At 39.8% G+C, this 22,643-nt stretch carries 19 protein-coding genes; 12 read left to right on the forward strand and 7 right to left on the reverse strand.

What is annotated here, in order from left to right; genetic code table 11:
- Positions 1-85: 85 nt before the first annotated feature.
- From rnc to D7D53_RS03670, 3 genes are all read left to right on the forward strand, one after another.
- Complete coding sequence (rnc, locus tag D7D53_RS03660) at positions 86-784, forward strand: ribonuclease III (RefSeq protein ID WP_120770163.1); 699 nt, start codon at positions 86-88, stop codon at positions 782-784.
- Complete coding sequence (smc, locus tag D7D53_RS03665) at positions 775-4,314, forward strand: chromosome segregation protein SMC (RefSeq protein ID WP_120770164.1); 3,540 nt, start codon at positions 775-777, stop codon at positions 4,312-4,314. The genes rnc and smc overlap by 10 nt, the downstream gene beginning before the upstream one ends.
- Positions 4,315-4,457: 143 nt before the next feature.
- Complete coding sequence (locus tag D7D53_RS03670) at positions 4,458-5,384, forward strand: bifunctional riboflavin kinase/FAD synthetase (RefSeq protein ID WP_120770165.1); 927 nt, start codon at positions 4,458-4,460, stop codon at positions 5,382-5,384.
- Positions 5,385-5,467: 83 nt separating this feature from the next.
- On the opposite strand, the gene D7D53_RS03675 is transcribed toward D7D53_RS03670, so the two are convergent.
- From D7D53_RS03675 to D7D53_RS10260, 3 genes are read right to left on the reverse strand one after another with little or no spacing between them, the layout of a single operon-like run.
- The gene (locus D7D53_RS03675) at positions 5,468-6,283 is read right to left on the reverse strand and encodes a TIGR03943 family putative permease subunit (RefSeq protein WP_120770166.1); all 816 of its coding nucleotides are present in this window, start codon (positions 6,281-6,283) and stop codon (positions 5,468-5,470) included.
- Positions 6,280-7,185 carry a permease gene (locus D7D53_RS03680; protein WP_120770167.1) on the reverse strand — a complete coding sequence of 302 codons (906 nt, stop codon included), beginning with the start codon at positions 7,183-7,185 and terminating at the stop codon, positions 6,280-6,282. The genes D7D53_RS03675 and D7D53_RS03680 overlap by 4 nt, the downstream gene beginning before the upstream one ends.
- A complete protein-coding gene (locus D7D53_RS10260) occupies positions 7,186-7,317 on the reverse strand; it encodes an SPJ_0845 family protein (protein WP_004234728.1) in 132 nt (43 codons plus the stop codon). It abuts the gene before it with no gap.
- Between the two features lie 155 nt (positions 7,318-7,472).
- On the opposite strand from D7D53_RS10260, the gene D7D53_RS03690 reads away from it, so the two are divergent.
- From D7D53_RS03690 to D7D53_RS03705, 4 genes are all read left to right on the forward strand, one after another.
- Positions 7,473-7,853, forward strand: coding sequence for a PBECR3 domain-containing polyvalent protein (locus D7D53_RS03690; RefSeq protein WP_004269701.1), 381 nt, complete (start codon positions 7,473-7,475; stop codon positions 7,851-7,853).
- A gap of 482 nt (positions 7,854-8,335) precedes the next feature.
- Entirely contained in the window at positions 8,336-10,465 is a 2,130-nt protein-coding gene (locus D7D53_RS03695) for a Tex family protein (protein WP_120770168.1), read from the forward strand.
- On the forward strand, positions 10,452-10,901 hold the full coding sequence (locus tag D7D53_RS03700) for a SprT family protein (RefSeq protein ID WP_120770169.1): 450 nt from the start codon (positions 10,452-10,454) through the stop codon (positions 10,899-10,901). Before D7D53_RS03695 ends, D7D53_RS03700 begins: the two co-directional genes overlap by 14 nt.
- Before the next feature lie 58 nt (positions 10,902-10,959).
- Positions 10,960-11,232, forward strand: coding sequence for a PspC domain-containing protein (locus tag D7D53_RS03705; RefSeq protein ID WP_001085044.1), 273 nt, complete (start codon positions 10,960-10,962; stop codon positions 11,230-11,232).
- Positions 11,233-11,336: 104 nt separating this feature from the next.
- Here D7D53_RS03705 and D7D53_RS03710 read toward each other — a convergent pair whose 3' ends face one another.
- Together D7D53_RS03710 and D7D53_RS03715 are read right to left on the reverse strand one after the other, a co-directional pair.
- Entirely contained in the window at positions 11,337-11,987 is a 651-nt protein-coding gene (locus tag D7D53_RS03710; protein ID WP_120770171.1) for an ABC transporter ATP-binding protein, read from the reverse strand.
- 1 nt (position 11,988) lies between these two features.
- Positions 11,989-13,983, reverse strand: a complete 1,995-nt coding sequence (locus tag D7D53_RS03715; RefSeq protein WP_115904393.1) for a DUF1430 domain-containing protein — start codon at positions 13,981-13,983, stop codon at positions 11,989-11,991.
- A 444-nt stretch (positions 13,984-14,427) separates the two neighbouring features.
- Here D7D53_RS03715 and D7D53_RS03720 point away from each other — a divergent pair, with 444 nt between their 5' ends.
- Together D7D53_RS03720 and D7D53_RS03725 are read left to right on the forward strand one after the other, a co-directional pair.
- Complete coding sequence (locus D7D53_RS03720; RefSeq protein ID WP_000173358.1) at positions 14,428-15,186, forward strand: ABC transporter ATP-binding protein; 759 nt, start codon at positions 14,428-14,430, stop codon at positions 15,184-15,186.
- Between the two features lies 1 nt (position 15,187).
- Entirely contained in the window at positions 15,188-17,176 is a 1,989-nt protein-coding gene (locus D7D53_RS03725) for an ABC transporter permease (RefSeq protein WP_120770172.1), read from the forward strand.
- A gap of 41 nt (positions 17,177-17,217) precedes the next feature.
- Here D7D53_RS03725 and D7D53_RS03730 read toward each other — a convergent pair whose 3' ends face one another.
- Positions 17,218-17,913 (reverse strand): VIT1/CCC1 transporter family protein, encoded by a 696-nt coding sequence (locus D7D53_RS03730; protein ID WP_049487249.1) that lies wholly within the window; start codon positions 17,911-17,913, stop codon positions 17,218-17,220.
- 230 nt (positions 17,914-18,143) lie between these two features.
- Between D7D53_RS03730 and D7D53_RS03735 the strand changes: the two genes are divergently transcribed.
- From D7D53_RS03735 to ftsY, 3 genes are read left to right on the forward strand one after another with little or no spacing between them, the layout of a single operon-like run.
- Positions 18,144-18,935 (forward strand): Cof-type HAD-IIB family hydrolase, encoded by a 792-nt coding sequence (locus D7D53_RS03735; RefSeq protein ID WP_120770173.1) that lies wholly within the window; start codon positions 18,144-18,146, stop codon positions 18,933-18,935.
- Entirely contained in the window at positions 18,935-19,753 is an 819-nt protein-coding gene (locus D7D53_RS03740) for a Cof-type HAD-IIB family hydrolase (protein WP_120770174.1), read from the forward strand. Before D7D53_RS03735 ends, D7D53_RS03740 begins: the two co-directional genes overlap by 1 nt.
- A 3-nt stretch (positions 19,754-19,756) precedes the next feature.
- Positions 19,757-21,046: a signal recognition particle-docking protein FtsY gene (gene ftsY / locus D7D53_RS03745; protein WP_120770175.1), complete on the forward strand. Its 1,290-nt coding sequence runs from the start codon at positions 19,757-19,759 to the stop codon at positions 21,044-21,046.
- A 44-nt stretch (positions 21,047-21,090) separates the two neighbouring features.
- On the opposite strand, the gene zwf is transcribed toward ftsY, so the two are convergent.
- Positions 21,091-22,578, reverse strand: coding sequence for a glucose-6-phosphate dehydrogenase (gene zwf, locus D7D53_RS03750; protein WP_120770176.1), 1,488 nt, complete (start codon positions 22,576-22,578; stop codon positions 21,091-21,093).
- Positions 22,579-22,643: the final 65 nt, after the last annotated feature.

The raw sequence follows: 22,643 nt of genomic DNA on the forward strand, positions 1-22,643 counted from the left end.
TCCGCTCCAGTCCCGTTTTAAAGTGACTCAGGGGGCTTTTTTTGATATAATAAAAAGGACTGTTATCAGTTAGAAAGAGGTTGGTATGAAAGAATTACAAACTGTACTAAAGAACCATTTTGCAATCGAATTTGCAGACAAAAACTTACTGGAGACTGCCTTTACTCATACGAGTTATGCCAATGAGCACCGCCTCTTAAAAATTTCACACAATGAGCGCTTGGAATTTTTAGGAGACGCTGTTCTACAGTTATTGATTTCAGAATATCTGTATAAAAAATATCCTAAAAAGCCTGAGGGTGATTTGTCCAAACTCCGTGCTATGATTGTCCGTGAGGAGAGTTTGGCTGGTTTTGCGCGTGATTGCCAGTTTGACCAGTTTATCAAGCTGGGTAAGGGGGAAGAGAAGTCTGGTGGACGCAATCGTGACACCATTCTTGGTGATACCTTCGAAGCCTTTCTTGGTGCTCTCCTTTTGGACAAGGATGTGGCCAAGGTCAAGGAATTTATCTATCAAGTCATGATTCCTAAGGTTGAAGCAGGCGAATTTGAGATGATTACAGACTACAAAACCCATCTTCAAGAGTTACTTCAGGTCAATGGCGATGTGGCTATTCGTTATCAGGTGATTTCTGAAACGGGTCCTGCCCACGATAAGGTTTTTGATGTAGAAGTTCTGGTGGAAGGTAAGAGCATTGGTCAAGGTCAAGGTCGTTCTAAGAAATTAGCAGAGCAGGAAGCTGCCAAAAATGCCGTTGAGAAAGGGCTGAATTCATGTATTTAAAGGAAATCGAAATTCAGGGATTCAAGTCTTTTGCTGACAAGACTAAGGTCGTCTTTGACCAAGGTGTGACGGCAGTTGTTGGTCCCAATGGATCTGGAAAGTCCAATATTACTGAAAGTCTGCGTTGGGCCTTGGGGGAGTCAAGTGTTAAGAGTCTCCGTGGGGGCAAGATGCCGGACGTAATTTTTGCTGGAACTGAAAGTCGCAAACCGCTCAATTATGCTTCTGTAGTTGTGACTCTGGATAATAATGATGGATTTATCAAGGATGCAGGTCAAGAAATCAGGGTAGAACGCCATATCTATCGTAGTGGTGATAGCGAATACAAGATTGACGGCAAGAAAGTCCGTCTGCGTGATATTCATGACCTCTTCTTGGATACAGGTTTGGGCCGAGATTCCTTCTCTATTATTTCTCAAGGGAAGGTTGAGGAGATTTTTAATTCCAAGCCTGAAGAACGCCGAGCTATTTTTGAAGAAGCTGCTGGAGTTTTGAAATACAAGACTCGCAGAAAAGAAACTGAGAGTAAACTGCAGCAAACTCAGGATAATCTGGATCGTCTAGAAGACATTATCTACGAGTTGGATAATCAAATCAAGCCTCTTGAGAAGCAAGCTGAAAATGCTCGTAAGTTTTTAGATTTGGAAGGCCAACGCAAGGCTATTTACTTGGATGTTTTGGTTGCTCAAATCAAGGAAAATAAGGCTGAACTAGAGTCGACAGAAGAAGAGTTGGCTCAGGTTCAGGAATTATTGACAAGTTATTACCAAAAGCGTGAAAAATTAGAAGAAGAAAATCAGAATCTCAAGAAGCAACGTCAAGATTTACAAGCTGAAATGGCCAAAGACCAAGGCAGTTTGATGGATTTGACCAGTCTGATTAGTGATTTAGAGAGAAAATTAGCCCTTTCTAAACTAGAATCTGAGCAAGTAGCCCTCAATCAACAGGAAGCGCAAGCTCGTTTGACTGCTTTGGAGGATAAGAGAAATTCACTCAGCAAAGAAAAATCTGATAAAGAAAGTTCTTTAGCCCTCTTAGAGGAAAATCTAGTCCAAAATAATCAAAAACTCAATCGACTAGAAGCTGAATTGCTAGCTTTTTCAGATGATCCTGATCAGATGATTGAGCTTTTGCGTGAACGCTTTGTGGCGCTTTTACAAGAAGAAGCTGATGTATCAAACCAGCTGACCCGTGTCGAAAACGAGTTGGAAAATAGTCGTCAGCTTTCTCAAAAACAAGCAGATCAACTAGAAAAGCTGAAAGAACAGCTGACTACAGCTAAAGAGAAGGCAAGTCAGCAAAAGGCTGAGCTTGAAACTGCCAAGGAGCAAGTTCAGAAATTATTGGCCGACTACCAAGCTATTGCCAAGGAGCAAGAGGAGCAGAAAACTTCCTATCAAGCTCAACAAAGTCAACTCTTTGACCGTCTGGACAGTCTTAAAAATAAGCAGGCCAGAGCTCAGAGTTTGGAAAATATCCTGAGAAATCATAGCAACTTTTACGCGGGTGTTAAGAGTGTTCTCCAAGAAAAAGACCGCCTTGGTGGGATTATTGGTGCAGTCAGTGAGCACCTGACCTTTGATGTTCATTATCAAACTGCTCTAGAGATTGCCTTAGGGGCAAGCAGTCAGCATATCATCGTAGAAGATGAGAACGCGGCGACTAAGGCTATTGATTTCCTCAAACGGAACAGAGCCGGTCGTGCAACTTTCCTTCCTTTGACAACGATCAAGGCGCGTACGATTTCTAGCCAGAATCAAGATGCTATCGCTGCAAGTCCGGGATTTCTGGGCATGGCAGATGAGTTGGTGAAATTCGATACTAGACTGGAAGCTATTTTCAAAAACTTGCTAGCTACGACGGCTATTTTTGATACTGTAGAGCATGCGCGTGCAGCTGCTCGACAAGTTCGTTATCAGGTTCGTATGGTGACTTTGGACGGTACAGAGTTGCGCACAGGTGGTTCTTACGCAGGTGGAGCCAATCGCCAGAATAACAGTATTTTTATTAAGCCAGAGCTGGAGCAATTACAAAAAGAAATTGTTGAAGAAGAAGCAAGCTTGCGTTCAGAAGAGGAGACTTTTAAGACCTTGCAAGATGAGATGGCTAGATTGACAGAAAGATTAGAAGCCATCAAGTCTCAGGGGGAGCAGGCTCGTATTCAGGAACAAGGCTTGTCCCTCGCTTATCAGCAGACCAGTCAGCAAGTTGAGGAACTGGAAACTCTTTGGAAACTTCAAGAAGAGGAATTAAATCGTCTTACTGAGGATGATTGGCAAGCAGATAAGGAAAAATGCCAAGAGCGCCTTGCTACAATCGCCAGTGACAAGCAAAATCTGGAAGCTGAGATTGAAGAGATTAAGTCTAACAAAAACGCCATCCAAGAACGTTATCAAAATTTGCAGGAAGAGGTAGCGCAAGCTCGCCTGCTTAAGACAGAACTGCAAGGGCAAAAACGTTATGAAGTGGCTGACATTGAACGTTTAGGCAAGGAATTGGATAATCTGAATATCGAACAAGAGGAAATCCAGCGCCTTCTTCAAGAAAAGGTTGACAATCTTGAGAAAGTTGATACGGATTTGCTCAGTCAACAGGCCGAAGAAGCCAAAACTCAGAAAACAAACCTCCAACAAGGTTTGATTCGCAAGCAGTTTGAGTTGGATGATATTGAAGGTCAGCTGGATGATATTGCTAGTCATTTGGACCAGGCTCGCCAGCAGAACGAGGAGTGGATTCGCAAGCAAACACGAGCTGAAGCCAAGAAAGAAAAGGTCAGCGAGCGCTTGCGTCATTTACAAAGTCAATTAACAGACCAGTACCAGATTAGCTACACTGAAGCTCTAGAAAAAGCGCATGAGTTAGAAAATCTCAATCTGGCAGAGCAAGAGGTTAAGGATTTAGAAAAGGCTATTCGCTCACTTGGTCCTGTCAATATAGAAGCTATTGACCAGTATGAAGAAGTCCATAACCGTCTGGATTTCTTGAATAGTCAACGTGATGACATTTTGTCAGCGAAAAACTTGCTCCTTGAGACCATTACAGAGATGAATGATGAGGTCAAGGAACGCTTTAAATCAACCTTTGAAGCTATTCGTGAATCCTTTAAAGTGACCTTCAAACAGATGTTTGGTGGAGGTCAGGCAGATTTAATCTTGACTGAGGGTGACTTGTTGACAGCTGGGGTTGAGATTTCTGTTCAACCTCCGGGTAAGAAAATCCAGTCGCTTAACCTCATGAGTGGTGGTGAAAAAGCATTATCAGCTCTTGCTTTGCTTTTCTCCATTATTCGTGTCAAGACCATTCCATTTGTCATTTTGGATGAGGTAGAAGCTGCGCTAGACGAAGCCAATGTAAAACGCTTTGGGGATTACCTCAACCGCTTTGACAAGGACAGCCAGTTTATCGTTGTGACCCACCGTAAGGGAACCATGGCAGCGGCTGATTCTATTTATGGAGTGACTATGCAAGAATCGGGTGTCTCAAAAATTGTTTCGGTGAAGTTAAAAGATTTGGATGAAAAACTAGACTAAGCACCAAACGATAGCATCTCTTAGGGGATGCTATTTTTTAAAACTAACATCTTGAATGATTTTTTAAGGTCAATTCAGGAGTAAAAAACGACATTTGGAATTTCCTTTTAGCGAAAAGGCTTTCTCTATGATATAATAGTTTCATGATTACAACAGTACCTATAAAAAATGAAAAAGACATCGCAGTACCTGATAAAACAGTTCTTGTATTAGGCTACTTTGACGGTATTCACAAAGGACATCAGAAGCTTTTTGAAGTAGCTAGCAAGGCTTCTATGAAAGATTATCTACCAGTTGTCGTGATGACCTTTACAGAGTCCCCTAAACTCGCTTTGCAACCTTACAAGCCAGAATTAATGCTTCATATTGTTAGCCATGAAGAACGAGAACATAAGATGAAATGGCATGGAGTAGAGGCTCTTTTCTTACTTGACTTTAGTAGTAAATTTGCTAGTTTAACGGGGCAAGAGTTCTTTGATACCTATGTTAGAGCTTTAAAACCAGCGATTATTGTAGCGGGATTTGATTACACCTTTGGTTCTGATAAGAAAACTGCGGATGATTTGAAGGATTATTTTGATGGAGAAATCATCATTGTTCCTCCTGTTGAGGATGAAAAGGGGAAAATTAGTTCTACTCGTATTCGTCAAGCTATTCTTGATGGAGATGTCAGAGAAGCTGGTCAGTTACTTGGCACTCCTCTACCATCACGTGGAATGGTTGTTCATGGCAATGCTCGTGGACGGACTATCGGTTACCCAACAGCAAACTTAGTTTTAAGAGATAGAACTTATATGCCAGCAGACGGTGTCTACGTAGTCGATATTGAAGTGCAGCGTAAAAGATATCGTGGAATGGCGAGTGTCGGGAAAAACGTTACTTTCGATGGAGAAGAGCCACGTTTTGAAGTAAATATTTTTGATTTTTCAGATGACATTTACGGTGAAACAGTGATTGTCTACTGGCTAGACCGTGTTCGAGAAATGGTCAAATTTGACTCCGTTGAAGAACTGGTAGACCAACTCCAGAAGGATGAAGAAATTGCTCGGAATTGGAAGGATGCTGAGTAGGAAATCGGAGTTTTATATAAAATTATCCATACTTTAGATTATTATTTCTAAATAGAAAAAGTAGCCCTTTCCAGGCTACTTTTTTAAAACACGCGATACACATAGGGATTTTCTGGTTTATCGACTTTGGTAAAGCTATCGATTTCCAAGGTTGGGAGATTTTGTTTGAGTTCTTTATGGTAGTGATTGACCAGTTTTCCTTTGGCTGTTATCCAGGTGTTATTCTCATACTGACGGGTATTTCCCTTGGTCAGCAATCCATAGACACCTGAATCCGCGATACAGTGAATAATGCCGAAGCGGAACAAAAATTGGCTATTGGCATGACTGGGGTCGTTATAGACAAAGCCTGTGAACTGGACCGTCTTACCCTCAAACTCATCTGGATAGTCGTAGATAGCCTCCATGACTTCCATATAGTTTTCATTAGTGATCTGAATACTATCTTGGGATAAGTATTTATCCGCCGCAGTTCGCATTTCCTTTTCATAAGCTGATTTTGAAAAATAAGAACTGGTATCTGGTTTCAAATATTGGCTTGTCGTTCCTTCACTTGTCTGAATGGCTTGATCCGTGCCTTCTGATAAGGGGAAGTGATAGCCTTTGGCAGAAACGGTCTGAGAATCCAAGCTAACAGTTGGAAAAGTTAAGCCGACGACAATAGGAATAACCAGAAGAGCAATACTCGTCACCTTCGCCAATCGGCTGTTCAGATGACTATGGGTTTTGACTTGCTTCATCCAGATATACAGTTGAACAATTGCCAAAATAAAGGAAAGTACCATGGAAAAATAGGCCAGATAGGAATAGTGCATGTTGATGTACTGGTTTAATTTTCCGGACAGATGGAGATAAATAGTCAATTCAAAATAGCCAGCTAAAACTAAAAATCGAATCATAGGATGACTCCAATCAAGAGAGAATACACTAAGACGACAAGAGTCACAATCATAATGAAGTGACCGATAAATCGTGCTTTCAAGTAATTTTTCATCATGAGAATATTTTTGATATCCAACATTGGGCCAATAACGAGAAAGGCCAGAACTGGTGCTAAACCGAAACTCGAGAGAAGAGAAGCACCGATAAAGGCATCCGCCTCACTACAGAGAGAGAGAAGAAAGGCCAAAAGCATCAAGAGCAGGATGGCAAAAAGAGGGGTTGCGCTGATAGAAGTAAGAATACGAGTCGGAACATAGACCTGTATCATAGAGGCAAAAAGACAGCCAAATACCAAATAGCGTCCCATATCAAAAAACTCATCAATGGCTTGCACAAAAACCTGAAAAACTTTTTTTGCAGGGGTCAAGTGAGAAAAATCGTGCTCATGACAGGAAAAACGATTTTCTTTTTGAATAGGTTCTTGCCAGAAAAATCCCAGAAAAATCCCAAGTATCACAGCTACAAGAATGGAACCAAGAGCTCGTAAAAGGGCGATATGGAAGGAGTTGCCAAAGGCAGAATAGGTCGCAAAGAGAACAATAGGATTGATAACAGGTGCTGTTACGAGAAAGGGAACGGCCGTGTAACTGGGAACCTTTTTTTCCAGAAAACGATTGATAATGGGGACGATTCCACATTCACAAGAAGGGAAAAGTATCCCAACGAAGGTGCCAAAAAAGATTCTCCCCCAACGATTTCGAGGGAGAAAATGATAAACCTTGTCAGGTGTGATATAAACCTCAATCAGTCCTGAGACAATACTTCCTATCAGAACGAAGGGTAGGGCTTCAATGATAATGGAGAGAAAAATAGCCCCAGTTTGAAGCACACTAGACGGGAGTTGTTGGAAAGCAGTCATCTAGTTTTTCTTTTCTGCTTTGGCTTTTTTCTCTTTGTCATCAGGGAAAGTAACTTGTTTCAAATCAGGGAGTTTCGCAAACTCCTCAAACATCTTGTCCAAGTCGTCCGTTTTTGTAAATTTTACAGCCATAGGTGCACCTCGATTCTAAATTCTACCTCTATTATACTATTATTTTGAGGAAAAGGGAAAAGTTAGAATTGAGGATCTAACGAATAATAGAGCGTGATATATCCTAATATACACTATGATTGTGATATAATAATTGTGGAATAACGGAGGAAATGATGGAACATAAAAAGATCGGTCAGGTGACTGACGAAGTAAAAGAAATTTTTAATATTGTTCTTGAAGCTAGTGATATCAAAGTTAACAAAGAAGGTTTAAGAAGTCATATGTTGAAACGGCATCATAATGATGTGATTCATCATATTGAAGACCTGGAACTTATACTAAGTAATCCAGATTTCGTTGGGGTCAATCCACGAGAGAAAGATGCTAGTTTTGAATATGTTAAAAGATTTGATGATAATGTTCTTGTTGCCATCAAGTTACATAAAAGTGGAGATTTCTTTTATGTTCCGACCATGTATCGCTTACAAGATTTCAAGTTACAAAGTCGTATTAAGTCTGGTAGATTGAGAAAGCTTGACAAAAAAAGTAGATAGTGCTAGAATAACATTAACGAAAGACATTTGAGGGCAGAAAGGTTCCTGCCGCACCTTGAAGAAGGTATCTGAGATGCTGGGTACACCGACCAGCCAAGTGTCCGTTATTTCAAAGGAGGGAGCTTAAATGCTCCTTTTTTGTTTAAAAATTTCAAAATAGATTACACTCACCGCAGGCTCAGGCTTGCGATTTTTTTATTTCTCAAAAACACGCATTTTGGACGATTAGAAACAGAAATTACAATCCTATTGTTCAAAAAAAGGGTTTTCTTGATGAATAGAGAGGGAGAATAGTGGCGCATTATTGTCAAAAATAAAAACAGTGAAAATTTAATCACTAATCCTTTTGTAATCTAGTAGAATTCTAAATTGAAACCTTCTCAATGAATAGAATATTGAAATGAAGTAAATTTATTTCCCAACTTATGTTTTAAAATTGTAAGAGGTAATTTGAAACGTTTAGCTTGTGGTATAATAGATTCATGGATAAAAAATATGAAAAAATCTCCCAGGATTTGGGAGTGACGTTAAAGCAAATTGATACCGTTCTAAGTTTGACAGCTGAAGGGGCGACTATTCCCTTTATCGCGCGTTATCGCAAGGACATGACTGGTAGTCTGGATGAGGTGGCGATTAAGGCCATTATTGACTTGGATAAAAGTCTGACAAATCTCAACGACCGTAAGGAAGCTGTTTTAGCTAAGATTCAAGAACAAGGCAAGTTGACCAAGGAGTTGGAAGAAGCTATCTTAGCTGCCGAAAAATTAGCTGATGTAGAAGAACTCTATCTTCCATACAAGGAAAAGCGTCGGACCAAGGCAACTATTGCCCGTGAAGCAGGACTCTTCCCACTTGCTCGCTTGATTTTGCAGAATGTAACTGACTTAGAGAAGGAAGCAGAAAAGTTCGTCTGTGAAGGATTTGCGACTGGTAAGGAAGCCTTGGCTGGTGCAGTTGATATCTTGGTCGAAGCCTTATCGGAAGATGTGACTTTGCGTTCCATGACTTATCAGGAGGTGCTGAGACACTCTAAACTCACTTCTCAAGTTAAGGATGAAAGTCTTGATGAAAAGCAGGTTTTTCAGATTTATTATGATTTTTCAGAGACGGTTGGGAATATGCAGGGTTATCGTACCTTGGCTCTCAATCGTGGGGAGAAGCTAGGTATTTTGAAAGTTGGTTTTGAACATGCGACAGACCGCATTTTTGCTTTCTTTGCAGCTCGTTTCAAGGTGAAAAATGCCTATATAGATGAAGTGGTTCAGCAATCTGTTAAGAAAAAGGTCCTGCCTGCTATCGAGCGTCGTATTCGGACAGAACTAACTGAGAAGGCAGAAGAAGGAGCTATCCAACTCTTTTCTGACAACCTGCGCAATCTTCTCTTGGTTGCTCCGCTGAAAGGGCGCGTGGTTCTTGGATTTGACCCTGCCTTTCGTACAGGTGCCAAGCTAGCTGTCGTTGATGCAACTGGGAAAATGCTGACAACTCAGGTCATTTATCCTGTCAAACCAGCATCAGCTCGTCAAATCGAAGAAGCTAAGAAAGATCTGGCGGACTTGATTGGTCAATATGGTGTAGAGATCATTGCTATCGGAAATGGAACGGCTAGTCGTGAAAGTGAAGCCTTTGTGGCGGAAGTTCTGAAAGATTTTCCTGAGGTCAGCTATGTTATCGTCAATGAAAGTGGTGCTTCGGTCTATTCTGCCAGCGAACTTGCTCGTCAGGAATTTCCAGACTTAACCGTTGAAAAACGCTCTGCTATTTCTATCGCACGTCGTTTGCAAGATCCTCTTGCAGAGTTGGTCAAAATCGATCCTAAGTCAATTGGTGTCGGTCAATATCAACACGATGTCAGTCAGAAGAAACTATCTGAGAGTCTGGACTTTGTTGTCGATACAGTGGTAAACCAAGTCGGTGTCAATGTCAATACAGCCAGCCCAGCTCTTCTTTCCCATGTCGCTGGACTCAATAAAACCATTTCTGAAAATATTGTCAAATACCGTGAGGAGGAAGGAAAAATCACTTCACGCGCCCAAATCAAGAAAGTTCCGCGTCTGGGGGCCAAGGCCTTTGAACAGGCTGCTGGTTTCCTTCGTATCCCTGAAAGTAGCAATATCCTTGATAATACAGGAGTTCACCCAGAAAATTACAGTGCTGTTAAGGAACTCTTCAAACGTTTAGATATTAAAGACCTAAACGAAGAAGCCCAAGGCAAACTCAAGTCGCTTTCAGTCAAGGAAATAGCGCAAGAACTGAATCTTGGTCCAGAAACTCTTAAAGATATCATTGCAGATCTTCTCAAACCAGGTCGAGATTTCCGTGACTCTTTTGATGCTCCAGTTCTCCGTCAAGATGTATTGGATATCAAGGATCTTGTTGTCGGTCAGAAGCTAGAAGGTGTGGTGCGTAACGTCGTTGATTTCGGTGCCTTCGTTGATATCGGGATTCACGAGGACGGTTTGATTCATATTTCCCACATGAGTCGCAAATTTATTAAACACCCTAGTCAAGTGGTATCCGTTGGTGATTTGGTGACAGTCTGGGTTAAGAAAATTGATACTGAACGTGAAAAAGTCAATCTGTCGCTCCTCGCTCCAAATGAAACTGACTGATTACGTTAAGCAGGTTTCACTAGAAGACTTCGGCAGACCTTTTACCCATCATGTCCAGTGGAATAGGCGTCTACGTTCGACAGGTGGGCGATTTTTCCCAAAAGATGGGCATTTGGATTTTAATCCCAAGGTTTATCAGGAACTGGGTCTGGATGTTTTTAGGAAAATTGTCCGACATGAACTCTGTCATTATCACCTCTATTTTCAAGGGAAGGGCTATCAACACAAGGATAGGGATTTTAAGGAACTGTTGAAAGCAGTGGATGGATTACGCTTTGTGCCCTACTTGACAAATAGTCACTCTAAACCACTCAAACTTTATCGTTGTCAATCCTGCCAGCAAAGGTATCAGCGCAAGAGAAGGATTGATACCAAACGCTATCGCTGTGGAGTTTGTCGAGGTAAATTGCTACTAATAAATCAGCCTGAGGACTGATGAAAGCCGAGCCTACCTGTGATATACTATGTCTAACATAGCAGAAAGAGGAAATATCATGAACAGTAAATTTTATAAAATGAGACGAAATCGCATGATTTCAGGAGTTTTGGCAGGTCTGTCAGACAAGTGGAATTTTGATGTTACCCTTGTTCGTTTTCTATTTGCTATTTTTACAGTCGCAAATTTTGGACTTGGGGTGATTATCTATATCATCCTAGCTTCTATCATGCCTACCAAGGAAGAAATCGAAGCAGAAATGTACGGAACAGGCCCACGAAAACGCAAAGAAGCCCAAGCCATTGACGATAATGAAGGATGGTTTTGGTGAGGTTAATAAGGAAATATTTATTATTTGCACTATAGTACTTCAAAGAAGTGTCATAAATGACTGAAAATCCCTTGTCGCTACATAGCCACAAGGGATTTTGGTATTTAATTATAATCTGTTTCGTCTTTAGAAAGCCGAATTGTCTGATCAGCCATTTTCCAAATACTAGGATTGTGAGTTGCGATGATAATTGTTCTATTAGCATTACGAAGTTCAAGGAGAATTTCCATAATTTCCTTGGAATTTTTAGGATCTAGTGAGGCGGTTGGTTCATCAGCTAGAATCAAAGGAGGATTTTTCAGGATAATTTTGGCAAGTGCTACACGTTGAGCTTCACCACCAGATAATTCATAGATTTTTTGGTTGAGACTTAGATAATCCAGTCTTACAGCTTGCAGTGCTTGAAGAAGAAGTCTTTCTTTTTCTTGTTTCTTGTTCTTTTTTTTACCAATCATTCCCAGCTCAAGGTTTTCTCGAATGGTCTGACTTTCTAATAGTCCAAAGTTCTGGAAGAGATAGCCAAGTTCGTTACGATAAAATTCCTCATTTTTTATTGAAGTCAAAGGATTTCCTTTGTAAAATATTTCCCCTTTATCGAAAGTCTCTAGTTTTGCTAGCATATTCAGCAAAGTGGTTTTGCCACAACCACTATCTCCTATCAATGCATACACCATACCACTTTGAAAATTAAGACTCAAGTCTGAAAAAATGACACGAGAACCAAATTGTTTCCAAATATGTTGTAATTCAATCATACTATCCTCCTTTGATGATGCTAGCATAAGTTTTAGTTTCCTTTTTATCACAGATTTTCAATAGAGAAACAGCTAAACCTGAAAAACTGAGAAATAAAATCAGGGTAATCCAGATATTCTTAGAAATAATGAAAGCTAGACTACTTCCGACAAAGAGAGCTATTATTTGAGAAGTGATATATCTACAGTGTAATTCAAAGAAATAATAACCAGCTATTTTTTTCAAGAATATGGTTTTGCGAAAGGCTTCAAAATAGAGTAGATTTAAACTTGTAAACAGCAAAATTGAAGTCAAAATAGCAAATATAGCACTTGCTAAGTTACTAAAAATTTCGATTTTAATTTTTTGATTTAACTGGAGGTAGGTCTCTCTAGCAAAGGATAATCCTGAAATCATAGTATCAAGTTGATAGTACTTCAAAAGTTCTTGTGTTTGCTGTAAATCGGTAAAATAGAGATATTCTAGATTCGTAAACCAAAATATAGAAGAATCTTTTCCAAGTGCCTTAGGAGAAACTACGATAAAAATAGGGGTTGACAACCATTGATCATAAGAAATATGGGTAGTATTATAAATGAATACATCTTTTTTTTGATCAGTATAAGTTATACTAACTTCGACTCTATGCTTTGTATCACTACTGTATAATCGATTAGTTAAATCTTCTTGTATGTTTTGTTTTATTTGTTCCTCATTTTTCTTTTGTTCTTGAGGTAGTATTACAAGAACCTGTCCATCTTTTAGATTATTGATTTTTTTAAAGGTTTCTGATGTTAACTCTATACCTTCTTTTTTGAAGTAGTCAGGTGTTACATAGAGAATATTTTTCCCTTCCAAGTCATAGGGATTTTGTTCAGAATCATTATGAGTTGAAAGAGAATGTTTTATAGCTTGAATAGCGAGATTATGTTTGACTAGAAAGGCATTTCCATTTTCTAAAGAATATTGAATAAAGTCAAACCATTTATTAGCATTCATTTTGAGTTCATCTATATTTTTTCTTTGACTTGAACGACCTGTTTGAAGATTAACAATATTGGAGTGTTGTTTCCAAGTAGCTTGTCCAGCCTCATTTTTCATAAATATATGATGATCAATGGACAAGCGCCCAAATCCTACAATAACTAATAAGATAGACAGAGCTTGACCAAAGTAAAGAATACGTAAAATTGACTTAATTGGTAATTTTCCTTTAATGATAGAGATAAGATGAACTCTTTTTAAAGAAATAGTAAAAAGAAAAGCGATGAGAAGACTTAGCAAGAGAAGCAGGCTATTATAAAAAATAAATAGTATTACTAAAAAAGTCTGAATTTCATAAGGATAGCCTAGGTAAATTACTAAAACACTAGCTATTAGGAAAGCAGGCAAGCCGAAAAGAAGGATATCAAGTCCGTCTCTTATGATAGAACGAAAGAAGAGATTTCTGAGACGTTCTCCATTAATCAGTCTTATTCCTGATTGAGAGAGAGATTGAATCTGTCCGATAACAATAAGTGATAAAAAGGTTAATAAAAAAATGAAAAGACTAGTAAGTTGATTGGGTTGGGCAATGAGGGTCAATACGAAGGAGACTCTATTATTTTCAAATGTATTAACTTTTTCTAGTCCAAGTTGTTTAAGGTGAATAGCTAATTCTTGATTTGTTAGCGAGCCACTGATAATATTGTAATTGTTGAGAAGATTACTTTTATTGATACTTTCTTGACTTGCTTGAGGCATCCAGTCTGGAAGTTTCCCATCTCCAAAAACTTCGTAGTAAGTTTGTGATTTTCCATCACTATCTACTTCCCAAATGGTTCTTGCGATAAGACTATTATGTTCTTTAGCAAGACTATTTAATTCTTCTTTAACGGTAGAATAATCTGCTTGACCGCTTAATACTGCTGCACCTGGGAACAGGATTTGTGGAAGAGAGTCTTTCCAAAAGGACAAAGCACCAATCAGAAAGAGTGCCAGAAGAAGATTGCTGATGAAGAGAAATATACGTTTCATAGGAACCTCTTTCTAAAAAAGAGGGAGATCAACCTCCCTCTTCATTGCAGTTATGCGAATTATAGCTTACTACTTTTTAAAATAAGCACTAAAAAACTAAAGTTTTACAAGGTGCCGAAGAAAACCCTTTCATAATTTTATTTTACTCCTTTTTTAAAAATAAAACAAGTAATGATAGGACTTTGTATAGTAGATATTTTCAAAAAATTCTCCAATCTTACAAAAATGTAAGATTAAAGTCTCTTTTGTAAGATTAGGTTATGGCAAGCGGTCTTTTTTTGATGTAAACTAGACTCATAAAGAACAAAGGAGTAACATCATGAAACAAATCTTACAGAAGAAAACAAGAAAACCAAGCCACAAAGATATCGAGCGCGTTCAGTTGGGGTGCGCTATGATGCAAGCAACATTTCATTTGATGGGATATTAAGAAAGGAGATTCTCATGACACTTTTAGATGTAAAACACGTTCAAAAAATTTATAAAACTCGTTTTCAGGGCAACCAAGTAGAAGCCCTCAAGGATATTCACTTTACCGTCGAAAAAGGCGATTACGTCGCTATCATGGGTGAGTCTGGTTCTGGTAAATCAACTCTTCTCAATATTCTAGCTATGCTGGATAAACCAAGTCGTGGGCAGGTTTACTTAAATGGAACGGACACCGCAACCATTAAAAATTCACAAGCCTCTAGCTTCCGTCGTGAAAAGCTAGGATTTGTCTTCCAAGACTTTAACTTGCTAGATACTCTATCTGTTAAGGATAATATCTTGCTTCCACTTGTCTTGTCAAGAAGACCTATTACGGAGATGATGAAGAAATTGGTGGTGACAGCTGAGAATCTGGGAATCAACCAATTACAAGAGAAGTACCCTTACGAGATTTCAGGAGGGCAGAAACAGCGTGTAGCAGTAGCTCGTGCCATCATCACAGAACCTGAAATTCTCCTTGCGGATGAGCCAACAGGCGCCCTTGACTCCAAGTCATCTGCAGCTCTACTGGATGTTTTTGATGAAATCAATGAGCGTGGACAAACCATTCTTATGGTAACCCACTCAACAGCAGCAGCTAGCAGAGCTAAACGTGTACTCTTTATCAAAGACGGCATTCTTTACAACCAAATCTACCGTGGAGAGAAGACAGAACGTCAGATGTTCCAAGAAATCTCTGATACCTTGACTGTCATGGCAAGCGAGGTGAATTAGTATGTTTCGATTAACCAATAAGTTAGCGGTATCGAACTTGATTAAAAACCGCAAACTCTACTATCCTTTTGCGCTGGCTGTTCTCTTGGCAGTCACCGTCACCTATCTCTTTTACTCCTTAACCTTCAATCCCAAGATTTCGGAAATCCGTGGAGGGACAACCATTCAAGCTACTCTAGGATTTGGTATGTTTGTCGTCACCCTTGCGTCAGCCATTATCGTCCTCTATGCCAATAGTTTTGTCATGAAGAACCGTTCCAAGGAACTAGGAATTTATGGCATGTTGGGCTTGGAGAAGCGTCATCTAATCAGTATGACCTTTAAGGAGTTAGTGGTATTTGGGATTCTAACTGTTGGAGCGGGTATCGGTATTGGAGCCTTGTTTGACAAGTTAATTTTCGCTTTCTTGCTCAAACTGATGAAATTGAAGGTTGAGCTGGTCGCTACCTTCCAAATGAATGTTGTCATTGCAGTACTTGTTGTCTTTGGTTTGATTTTCCTAGGCCTCATGTTCCTGAATGCCCTTCGAATTGCCCGTATGAATGCCCTCCAGCTCTCTCGTGAGAAAGCAAGCGGAGAGAAAAAAGGTCGTTTCCTACCTCTCCAAACTATTCTTGGTTCCATAAGTTTAGGGATTGGATATTATCTTTCCCTTACTGTAAAAGATCCTCTTACAGCCTTAACAACTTTCTTCCTAGCTGTTTTGCTGGTTATTTTTGGAACCTATCTCTTGTTCAATGCAGGTATTACCGTTTTCCTCCAAATCTTAAAGAAAAATAAGAAATACTATTACCAGCCCAATAACCTTATCTCAGTGTCTAACTTGATTTTCCGTATGAAGAAAAATGCGGTTGGACTAGCAACTATCGCAATTTTGTCAACAATGGTTTTGGTAACCATGTCAGCAGCGACTAGTATTTTCAATGCCTCAGAAAGCTTTAAAAAAGTTCTAAATCCTCATGATTTTGGGGTTTCAGGGCAAAATGTTGAAAAAGAAGACTTGGACAAACTCTTGAGCCAGTTTGCAAGTGATAAAGGTTATAAGATTAAAGAGAAAGAAGTGCTTCGTTACGCTTACTTTGGTGTTGCAAACCAAGAAGGTAGCAAGTTAACCCTTTTTGAAAAAGGACAAAATCGTGTCCAACCCACAACAGTTTTCATGGTATTTGACCAAAAAGATTATGAAAATATGACTGGCCAAAAATTGTCTCTATCAGGAAATGAGGTCGGACTCTTTGCAAAGAATGAGGGAGTTAAAGAACAGAAAGCTCTAACTCTAAATGATCATCAATTTTCTGTCAAAGAAGAATTTACTAAAGATTTCATTGTAAACCATGTTCCAAATCAGTTTAATATTTTGACTGCTGATTACAATTACCTTGTTGTACCTAATTTGCAAGCATTTTTAGACCAATTCCCTGATTCAGCTATCTATAATCAGCTGTACGGTGGTATGAATGTAAATATCAGTGAAGAAGAACAACTCAAAGTCGCTGAAGAATATGAAAAATACTTACAAAAGTTTAATGCTCAATTAAACACTGAAGGTAGCTATGTGTATGGTAGCAATCTAGCAGATGCTAGTGCTCAAATGAGTGTCCTCTTTGGCGGAGTATTCTTTATCGGTATTTTCCTATCCATTATCTTTATGGTCGGAACTGTTCTGGTCATCTATTACAAACAAATTTCTGAAGGTTATGAAGACCGTGAACGCTTTATTATCTTGCAGAAAGTCGGTTTAGATCAAAAGCAAATCAAGCAAACCATCAACAAACAGGTTTTAACTGTTTTCTTCCTTCCTTTGCTTTTTGCCTTCATACATCTAGCCTTTGCCTACCATATGCTTAGTCTGATTCTTAAAGTGATAGGTGTACTGGATGCGACTATGATGTTGATTGTGACCTTGTCTATCTGCGCTATCTTCCTCATCGCCTATGTGCTGATTTTCATGATTACTTCAAGAAGCTATCGCAAGATTGTGCAAATGTAAAAAAAATACCTCGACTTCAAAATCGAGGTATTTCTTGTCTTCTAAATGCTGAAAAGTTGACCGAGCAGGAAGGTAACTCCCATGGTTAAAAGACCAATAGCGAGGTTCCGAATCATAGCTGTTTTGGTTGGAGCTTTTCCAAGTTTGGCACTAGTGTAACCAGTGAGAAGAAGGGCCACGCCGACGATAAGGACAGTAGCAGGGATGCGGTATTCACTTGGGAAAATGGTAATTGAAAGCATTGGTGGTAAGCTACCAAGGAAAAAAGAAATAAAGCTAGAGATAGCAGCATGCCAAGGATTGGTAAACTCTTCATACTCAATCCCATATTTTTCCTCTACCAAAGCCTTGAGTGGATTATTTAAAAAGGCTTTGTTGGTGAGAAGTTGGGCTGATGTTTCACACTCGCCATTTTGAATATAGGCAGCGTAGAGAGACTTTTTAGCTAGCTCCATGTCTTGGTCTAGCAAGAGTTGCTCACGCGCAACGGCTGCTTCCTCTGTATCTTTTTGAGTTGAAACGGATACATATTCTCCACCCGCCATTGAAAAGGCACCAGCCAAAATAGCTGCAAATCCTGATAAAAAGATAATCCAGATATTGCTCGTAGCACTGGCAACCCCGATAACCACACCAGCAATGGAAATAATTCCATCATTGGCACCAAGAACACCTGCACGCAGGATATTTAAACGACCTGCAAAATTTGAATCGATTTCGTGATTTGTTTCTGACATACTAATCTCCTTTTTATCCAGTATAAAGAAAAAATATAAGGAAATCAATCTTTTGAAACTATCTGAAAAAAGTTGCACGATTTTAATTTTACGAGCTTTTTTAAAAGATAGAAACAACACTAGCTAGCAGAGAAGGATAAAAGAGAAGCAAAGCTGATAGACTAGTCCTTTTTCTACTTATCTATGGTATAATAGGAGGTAGATTTACTAATCGGAGTAAGAAAGATTTTATGATTAAACTAGTAGCAACGGATATGGACGGGACCTTCCTAGATGGGAATGGATGCTTTGATATGGACCGCCTCAAGTCTATCTTGGCTTCCTACAAGGAAAAAGGGATATACTTTGCGGTGGCTTCGGGGCGCGGATTTCTATCTTTAGAAAAATTATTTGCTGATGTTCGTGATGACATTATTTTTATCGCGGAAAATGGCAGTTTGGTAGAGTATCAAGGTCAGGACTTGTATGAAGCGACCATGTCTCGTGACTTTTATCTGACGACTTTTGAAAAGCTGAAAACGTCACCTTATGTAGATGTCAATAAACTGCTCTTGACGGGGAAAAAAGGCTCTTATGTGCTAGATACGGTTGATGAGACCTATTTAAAAGTGAGTCAGCACTATAATGAAAATATCCAAAAAGTAGCGAGTCTGGAAGATATTAAAGATGACATTTTCAAATTTACAACCAACTTCACAGAAGAAACGCTAGAAGCTGGGGAAGCTTGGGTAAACGAAAATGTCCCTGGTGTTAAGGCCATGACAACTGGCTTTGAATCCATTGATATTGTTCTGGACTATGTCGATAAGGGTGTGGCCATTGTTGAATTAGCTAAAAAACTTGGTATCACAATGGATCAGGTCATGGCTTTTGGAGACAATCTAAATGATTTGCATATGATGCAGGTTGTGGGACATCCTGTAGCTCCTAAAAATGCACGACCAGAAATTTTAGAATTAGCAGAGACTGTGATTGGTCACCATAAGGACCAGTCAGTTATAGCTTATATGGAGGGTTTATAATGGCAGATATAAAATTGATCGCATTGGACTTGGACGGGACCTTGCTGACTACTGATAAAAGGCTGACGGATCGCACCAAGGCAACCTTGAAAGCTGCGCGTGATCGTGGTATCAAGGTCGTATTGACAACTGGTCGTCCCTTAAAAGCTATGGATTTCTTTCTCCATGAGCTAGGAACTGACGGCAAGGAAGATGAGTATACGATTACCTTTAATGGTGGTTTAGTTCAGAAAAATACAGGTGAAATCCTTGATAAGACAGTCTTTTCCTATGATGATGTGGCACGCTTGTATGAAGAAACAGAGAAATTATCACTGCCTCTTGATGCCATCTCAGAAGGAACTGTTTATCAAATTCAATCCGACCAAGAAAGTCTTTATGCCAAATTCAATCCAGCTTTGACTTTTGTTCCAGTGGACTTTGCAGACTTATCTAGTCAAATGACTTATAATAAATGTGTGACTGCCTTTGCTCAAGAACCCTTGGATGCAGCCATTCAGAAGATTTCTCCAGAATTGTTTGACCAATATGAGATCTTTAAATCACGTGAAATGTTGCTAGAGTGGTCACCAAAGAATGTTCACAAAGCAACAGGTTTGGCAAAACTAATCAGTCATCTGGGAATTGATCAAAGCCAAGTGATGGCTTGTGGTGACGAGGCAAATGACCTCTCTATGATTGAATGGGCAGGGCTCGGTGTTGCCATGCAAAACGCTGTTCCTGAAGTTAAGGCAGTCGCAAATGTAGTGACGCCAATGACCAATGATGAAGAAGCTGTTGCCTGGGCTATCGAAGAATATGTGCTAAAGGAGAACTAAGATATGGGATTATTTGACCGTCTATTCGGAAAAAAAGAAGAACCTAAAATCGAAGAAGTTGTAAAAGAAGCTCTAGAAAATCTTGATATGTCTGAAGATACTGAGCCTGCCCTTACAGAAGCTGAGGAAGTTTCTCAAGAAGAAGCAGAAGTTGAAAGTTCTGAAGAAGTTGCGCTCCAAGAAGAGGCAAATCAAGAGTCAGTTGAAGAAAGTCATGATCCAGAGCCAGTTGTAGAGGTTAATCAAGAAGAAATAGAGGAATTTGCAAACTCAGAAGAAGTCGTAGAGGAAGAGAATTCTGAACATGAAGAAGCTCTTGAAGAAAATAGTTCTGAAGTGCTTGAAGCAGAAAGACCTCAAGCAGAAGAAACTGTTCAGGAAAAATATGACCGTAGTCTTAAGAAAACTCGTACAGGCTTCGGTGCCCGCTTGAATGCCTTCTTTGCCAATTTTCGCTCTGTTGACGAAGAATTTTTCGAGGAACTGGAAGAATTGCTGATCATGAGTGACGTTGGTGTCCAAGTCGCTTCTAACTTAACAGAGGAGCTACGCTACGAAGCCAAGATTGAAAATGCCAAGAAACCGGACGCACTTCGTCGTGTCATCATTGAGAAATTGGTTGAGCTTTATGAAAAGGATGGCAACTACGATGAAAGTATCCACTTCCAAGATGGCTTGACAGTCATGCTCTTTGTTGGTGTTAATGGTGTTGGGAAAACAACTTCTATCGGGAAACTAGCTCACCGCTATAAACAAGCTGGTAAGAAGGTCATGTTGGTTGCGGCAGATACCTTCCGTGCAGGTGCAGTAGCCCAGCTTGCTGAATGGGGCCGTCGTGTGGACGTTCCAGTTGTGACTGGACCTGAGAAAGCTGACCCAGCCAGTGTGGTCTTTGATGGAATGGAACGTGCCGTGGCTGAAGGTATTGATATTCTCATGATTGATACAGCAGGTCGTCTGCAAAACAAAGAAAACTTAATGGCTGAATTGGAAAAGATTGGTCGTATCATCAAACGCGTAGTGCCAGAAGCTCCGCATGAAACCTTCTTGGCACTTGATGCATCAACAGGTCAAAACGCTCTTGTACAGGCCAAAGAATTTTCAAAAATTACTCCTGTTACAGGGATTGTCTTAACCAAGATTGATGGAACTGCTCGAGGTGGTGTTGTTCTAGCCATTCGTGAAGAACTCAATATTCCTGTAAAATTGATTGGTTTTGGTGAAAAAACCGATGATATTGGTGAGTTTAACTCAGAAAACTTTATGAAAGGTCTCTTGGAAGGCTTAATTTAATCAGAAGCAAAAATCCTGCAAGGCATAAACTTGCAGGATTTTTTTTATTCTAAACGACCATCTTGACGGTAGGCGATATCTGGTTGCCAAGTCCATTTGGCACCAAATTTTTCAAGTAAGTCAAAGCTGGCTTGAGGTCCCATGCTTCCAGCTTTATAGTCATGAAGCGGGGCACCATTTTCAGCCCAGAGCTCTTCGATACGGTCAATCAATTTCCATGATGCACCAACTTCATCCCAGTGGCTAAAGTTAGTTGAGTTGTTATTTAAGACATCATAAATCAATTTCTCGTATGGTTCTGGAGACGCACCAGTTGCGGTCGCATCTGTACGGTAATCAAGTGAGTTAGGGGCCAAATTGAATTCTTCTCCTACTTGCTTCCCATTTAGGCTAAGAGAGAAACCTTCTGTTGGTTGGATATAGATAGTCAAAATGTTAGGAGCAAGTGGTTCTCCAAATATAGAGTCCATTTGTTTAAAGACGATGTTGACATGAGTTCCTTTTTCAGTCAGTCGTTTACCAGTACGGAAGAAGAAAGGAACACCACGGAATCGATCGCTGTCTACAAAGAAGGCACCAGATGCAAAAGTTTCAGTTGTTGATTCTGGATTTACATTTGGCTCACTACGATAAGAGATGTATTTCATGCCATCAATCTTACCAGAGCGGTATTGACCACGGATAAAGTGCTCTTTAAGTTCTTCATCAGTTGGATGATAGAGGTTTTTAAAGACCTTAATCTTTTCAGCACGAATTTCATCTTTTGTGAAACTTGCTGGTTTGTCCATGGCAAGGAGGGAAAGAAGTTGGAGCGTATGGTTCTGTACCATGTCGCGGAGGGCACCAGATTGGTCATAGTAGCCACCACGTTCTTCTACACCCAAGCGCTCCGCAAAGGTAATTTGAACATTGTCGATAAAGTCCTTGTTCCAAACGTTTTCGAAAATAAGGTTGGCAAAGCGAACTGCAAAGATGCTTTGAATCATTTCCTTACCAAGATAATGGTCAATACGGAAAATTTGTTCTTCGTCAAATGTTGCTAGGAGCTCGTCATTCAACTTGCTTGCAGTTGCGTAATCTGTACCAAATGGTTTTTCAACGATTAAGCGTTCAAAACCTTTACCATACACAATGTTTTCAGACTTGAGGTGTTTGGCAATGGTTCCAAAGAACTGAGGCGCCATAGACAAGAAGAAGAGCTTGTTGTGTTCAGCTTGGTACTTGTCATTTAGTTCAGCCTGCAATTGACGCAAAGCAATGTAGTGTTCTGTATCGTTGACATCATGACTTTGATAGTAGAAGTGACTAGCGAACTCTTGAGCCTGTTCGGTACTATCTGCCAAATCAAGGATGGATTCGACGACAACAGATTCAAAATATTCCTTGCTCCAAGGACGACGAGCAGTTCCAATGACTGCAAAGTGCTCGGAAAGATTGCCGGATTTATATAGTCTAAAAAGGGAAGGGTAGAGCTTGCGTTTAGCCAGGTCTCCACTCGCACCGAAAATTGTAACAATAACCTTAGATGACATCTAGCTACCTAATTTCTATTTTTATTCCTAGTCTTGCTAGGTATGAGGAAACCTCATTTCATAAA

Origin of the sequence: Streptococcus gwangjuense (assembly GCF_003627155.1) — a bacterium.
Classification (GTDB): domain Bacteria; phylum Bacillota; class Bacilli; order Lactobacillales; family Streptococcaceae; genus Streptococcus; species Streptococcus gwangjuensis.

Bases quoted from the DNA above. Each gene is read 5' to 3' on its own strand.
- rnc (WP_120770163.1), top strand. From the start codon at position 86: ATGAAAGAATTACAAACTGTACTAAAGAACCATTTTGCAATCGAATTT.
- smc (WP_120770164.1), top strand. From the start codon at position 775: ATGTATTTAAAGGAAATCGAAATTCAGGGATTCAAGTCTTTTGCTGAC.
- D7D53_RS03670 (WP_120770165.1), top strand. From the start codon at position 4,458: ATGATTACAACAGTACCTATAAAAAATGAAAAAGACATCGCAGTACCT.
- D7D53_RS03675 (WP_120770166.1), bottom strand. From the start codon at position 6,283: ATGATTCGATTTTTAGTTTTAGCTGGCTATTTTGAATTGACTATTTAT.
- D7D53_RS03680 (WP_120770167.1), bottom strand. From the start codon at position 7,185: ATGACTGCTTTCCAACAACTCCCGTCTAGTGTGCTTCAAACTGGGGCT.
- D7D53_RS10260 (WP_004234728.1), bottom strand. From the start codon at position 7,317: ATGGCTGTAAAATTTACAAAAACGGACGACTTGGACAAGATGTTTGAG.
- D7D53_RS03690 (WP_004269701.1), top strand. From the start codon at position 7,473: ATGGAACATAAAAAGATCGGTCAGGTGACTGACGAAGTAAAAGAAATT.
- D7D53_RS03695 (WP_120770168.1), top strand. From the start codon at position 8,336: ATGGATAAAAAATATGAAAAAATCTCCCAGGATTTGGGAGTGACGTTA.
- D7D53_RS03700 (WP_120770169.1), top strand. From the start codon at position 10,452: ATGAAACTGACTGATTACGTTAAGCAGGTTTCACTAGAAGACTTCGGC.
- D7D53_RS03705 (WP_001085044.1), top strand. From the start codon at position 10,960: ATGAACAGTAAATTTTATAAAATGAGACGAAATCGCATGATTTCAGGA.
- D7D53_RS03710 (WP_120770171.1), bottom strand. From the start codon at position 11,987: ATGATTGAATTACAACATATTTGGAAACAATTTGGTTCTCGTGTCATT.
- D7D53_RS03715 (WP_115904393.1), bottom strand. From the start codon at position 13,983: ATGAAACGTATATTTCTCTTCATCAGCAATCTTCTTCTGGCACTCTTT.
- D7D53_RS03720 (WP_000173358.1), top strand. From the start codon at position 14,428: ATGACACTTTTAGATGTAAAACACGTTCAAAAAATTTATAAAACTCGT.
- D7D53_RS03725 (WP_120770172.1), top strand. From the start codon at position 15,188: ATGTTTCGATTAACCAATAAGTTAGCGGTATCGAACTTGATTAAAAAC.
- D7D53_RS03730 (WP_049487249.1), bottom strand. From the start codon at position 17,913: ATGTCAGAAACAAATCACGAAATCGATTCAAATTTTGCAGGTCGTTTA.
- D7D53_RS03735 (WP_120770173.1), top strand. From the start codon at position 18,144: ATGATTAAACTAGTAGCAACGGATATGGACGGGACCTTCCTAGATGGG.
- D7D53_RS03740 (WP_120770174.1), top strand. From the start codon at position 18,935: ATGGCAGATATAAAATTGATCGCATTGGACTTGGACGGGACCTTGCTG.
- ftsY (WP_120770175.1), top strand. From the start codon at position 19,757: ATGGGATTATTTGACCGTCTATTCGGAAAAAAAGAAGAACCTAAAATC.
- zwf (WP_120770176.1), bottom strand. From the start codon at position 22,578: ATGTCATCTAAGGTTATTGTTACAATTTTCGGTGCGAGTGGAGACCTG.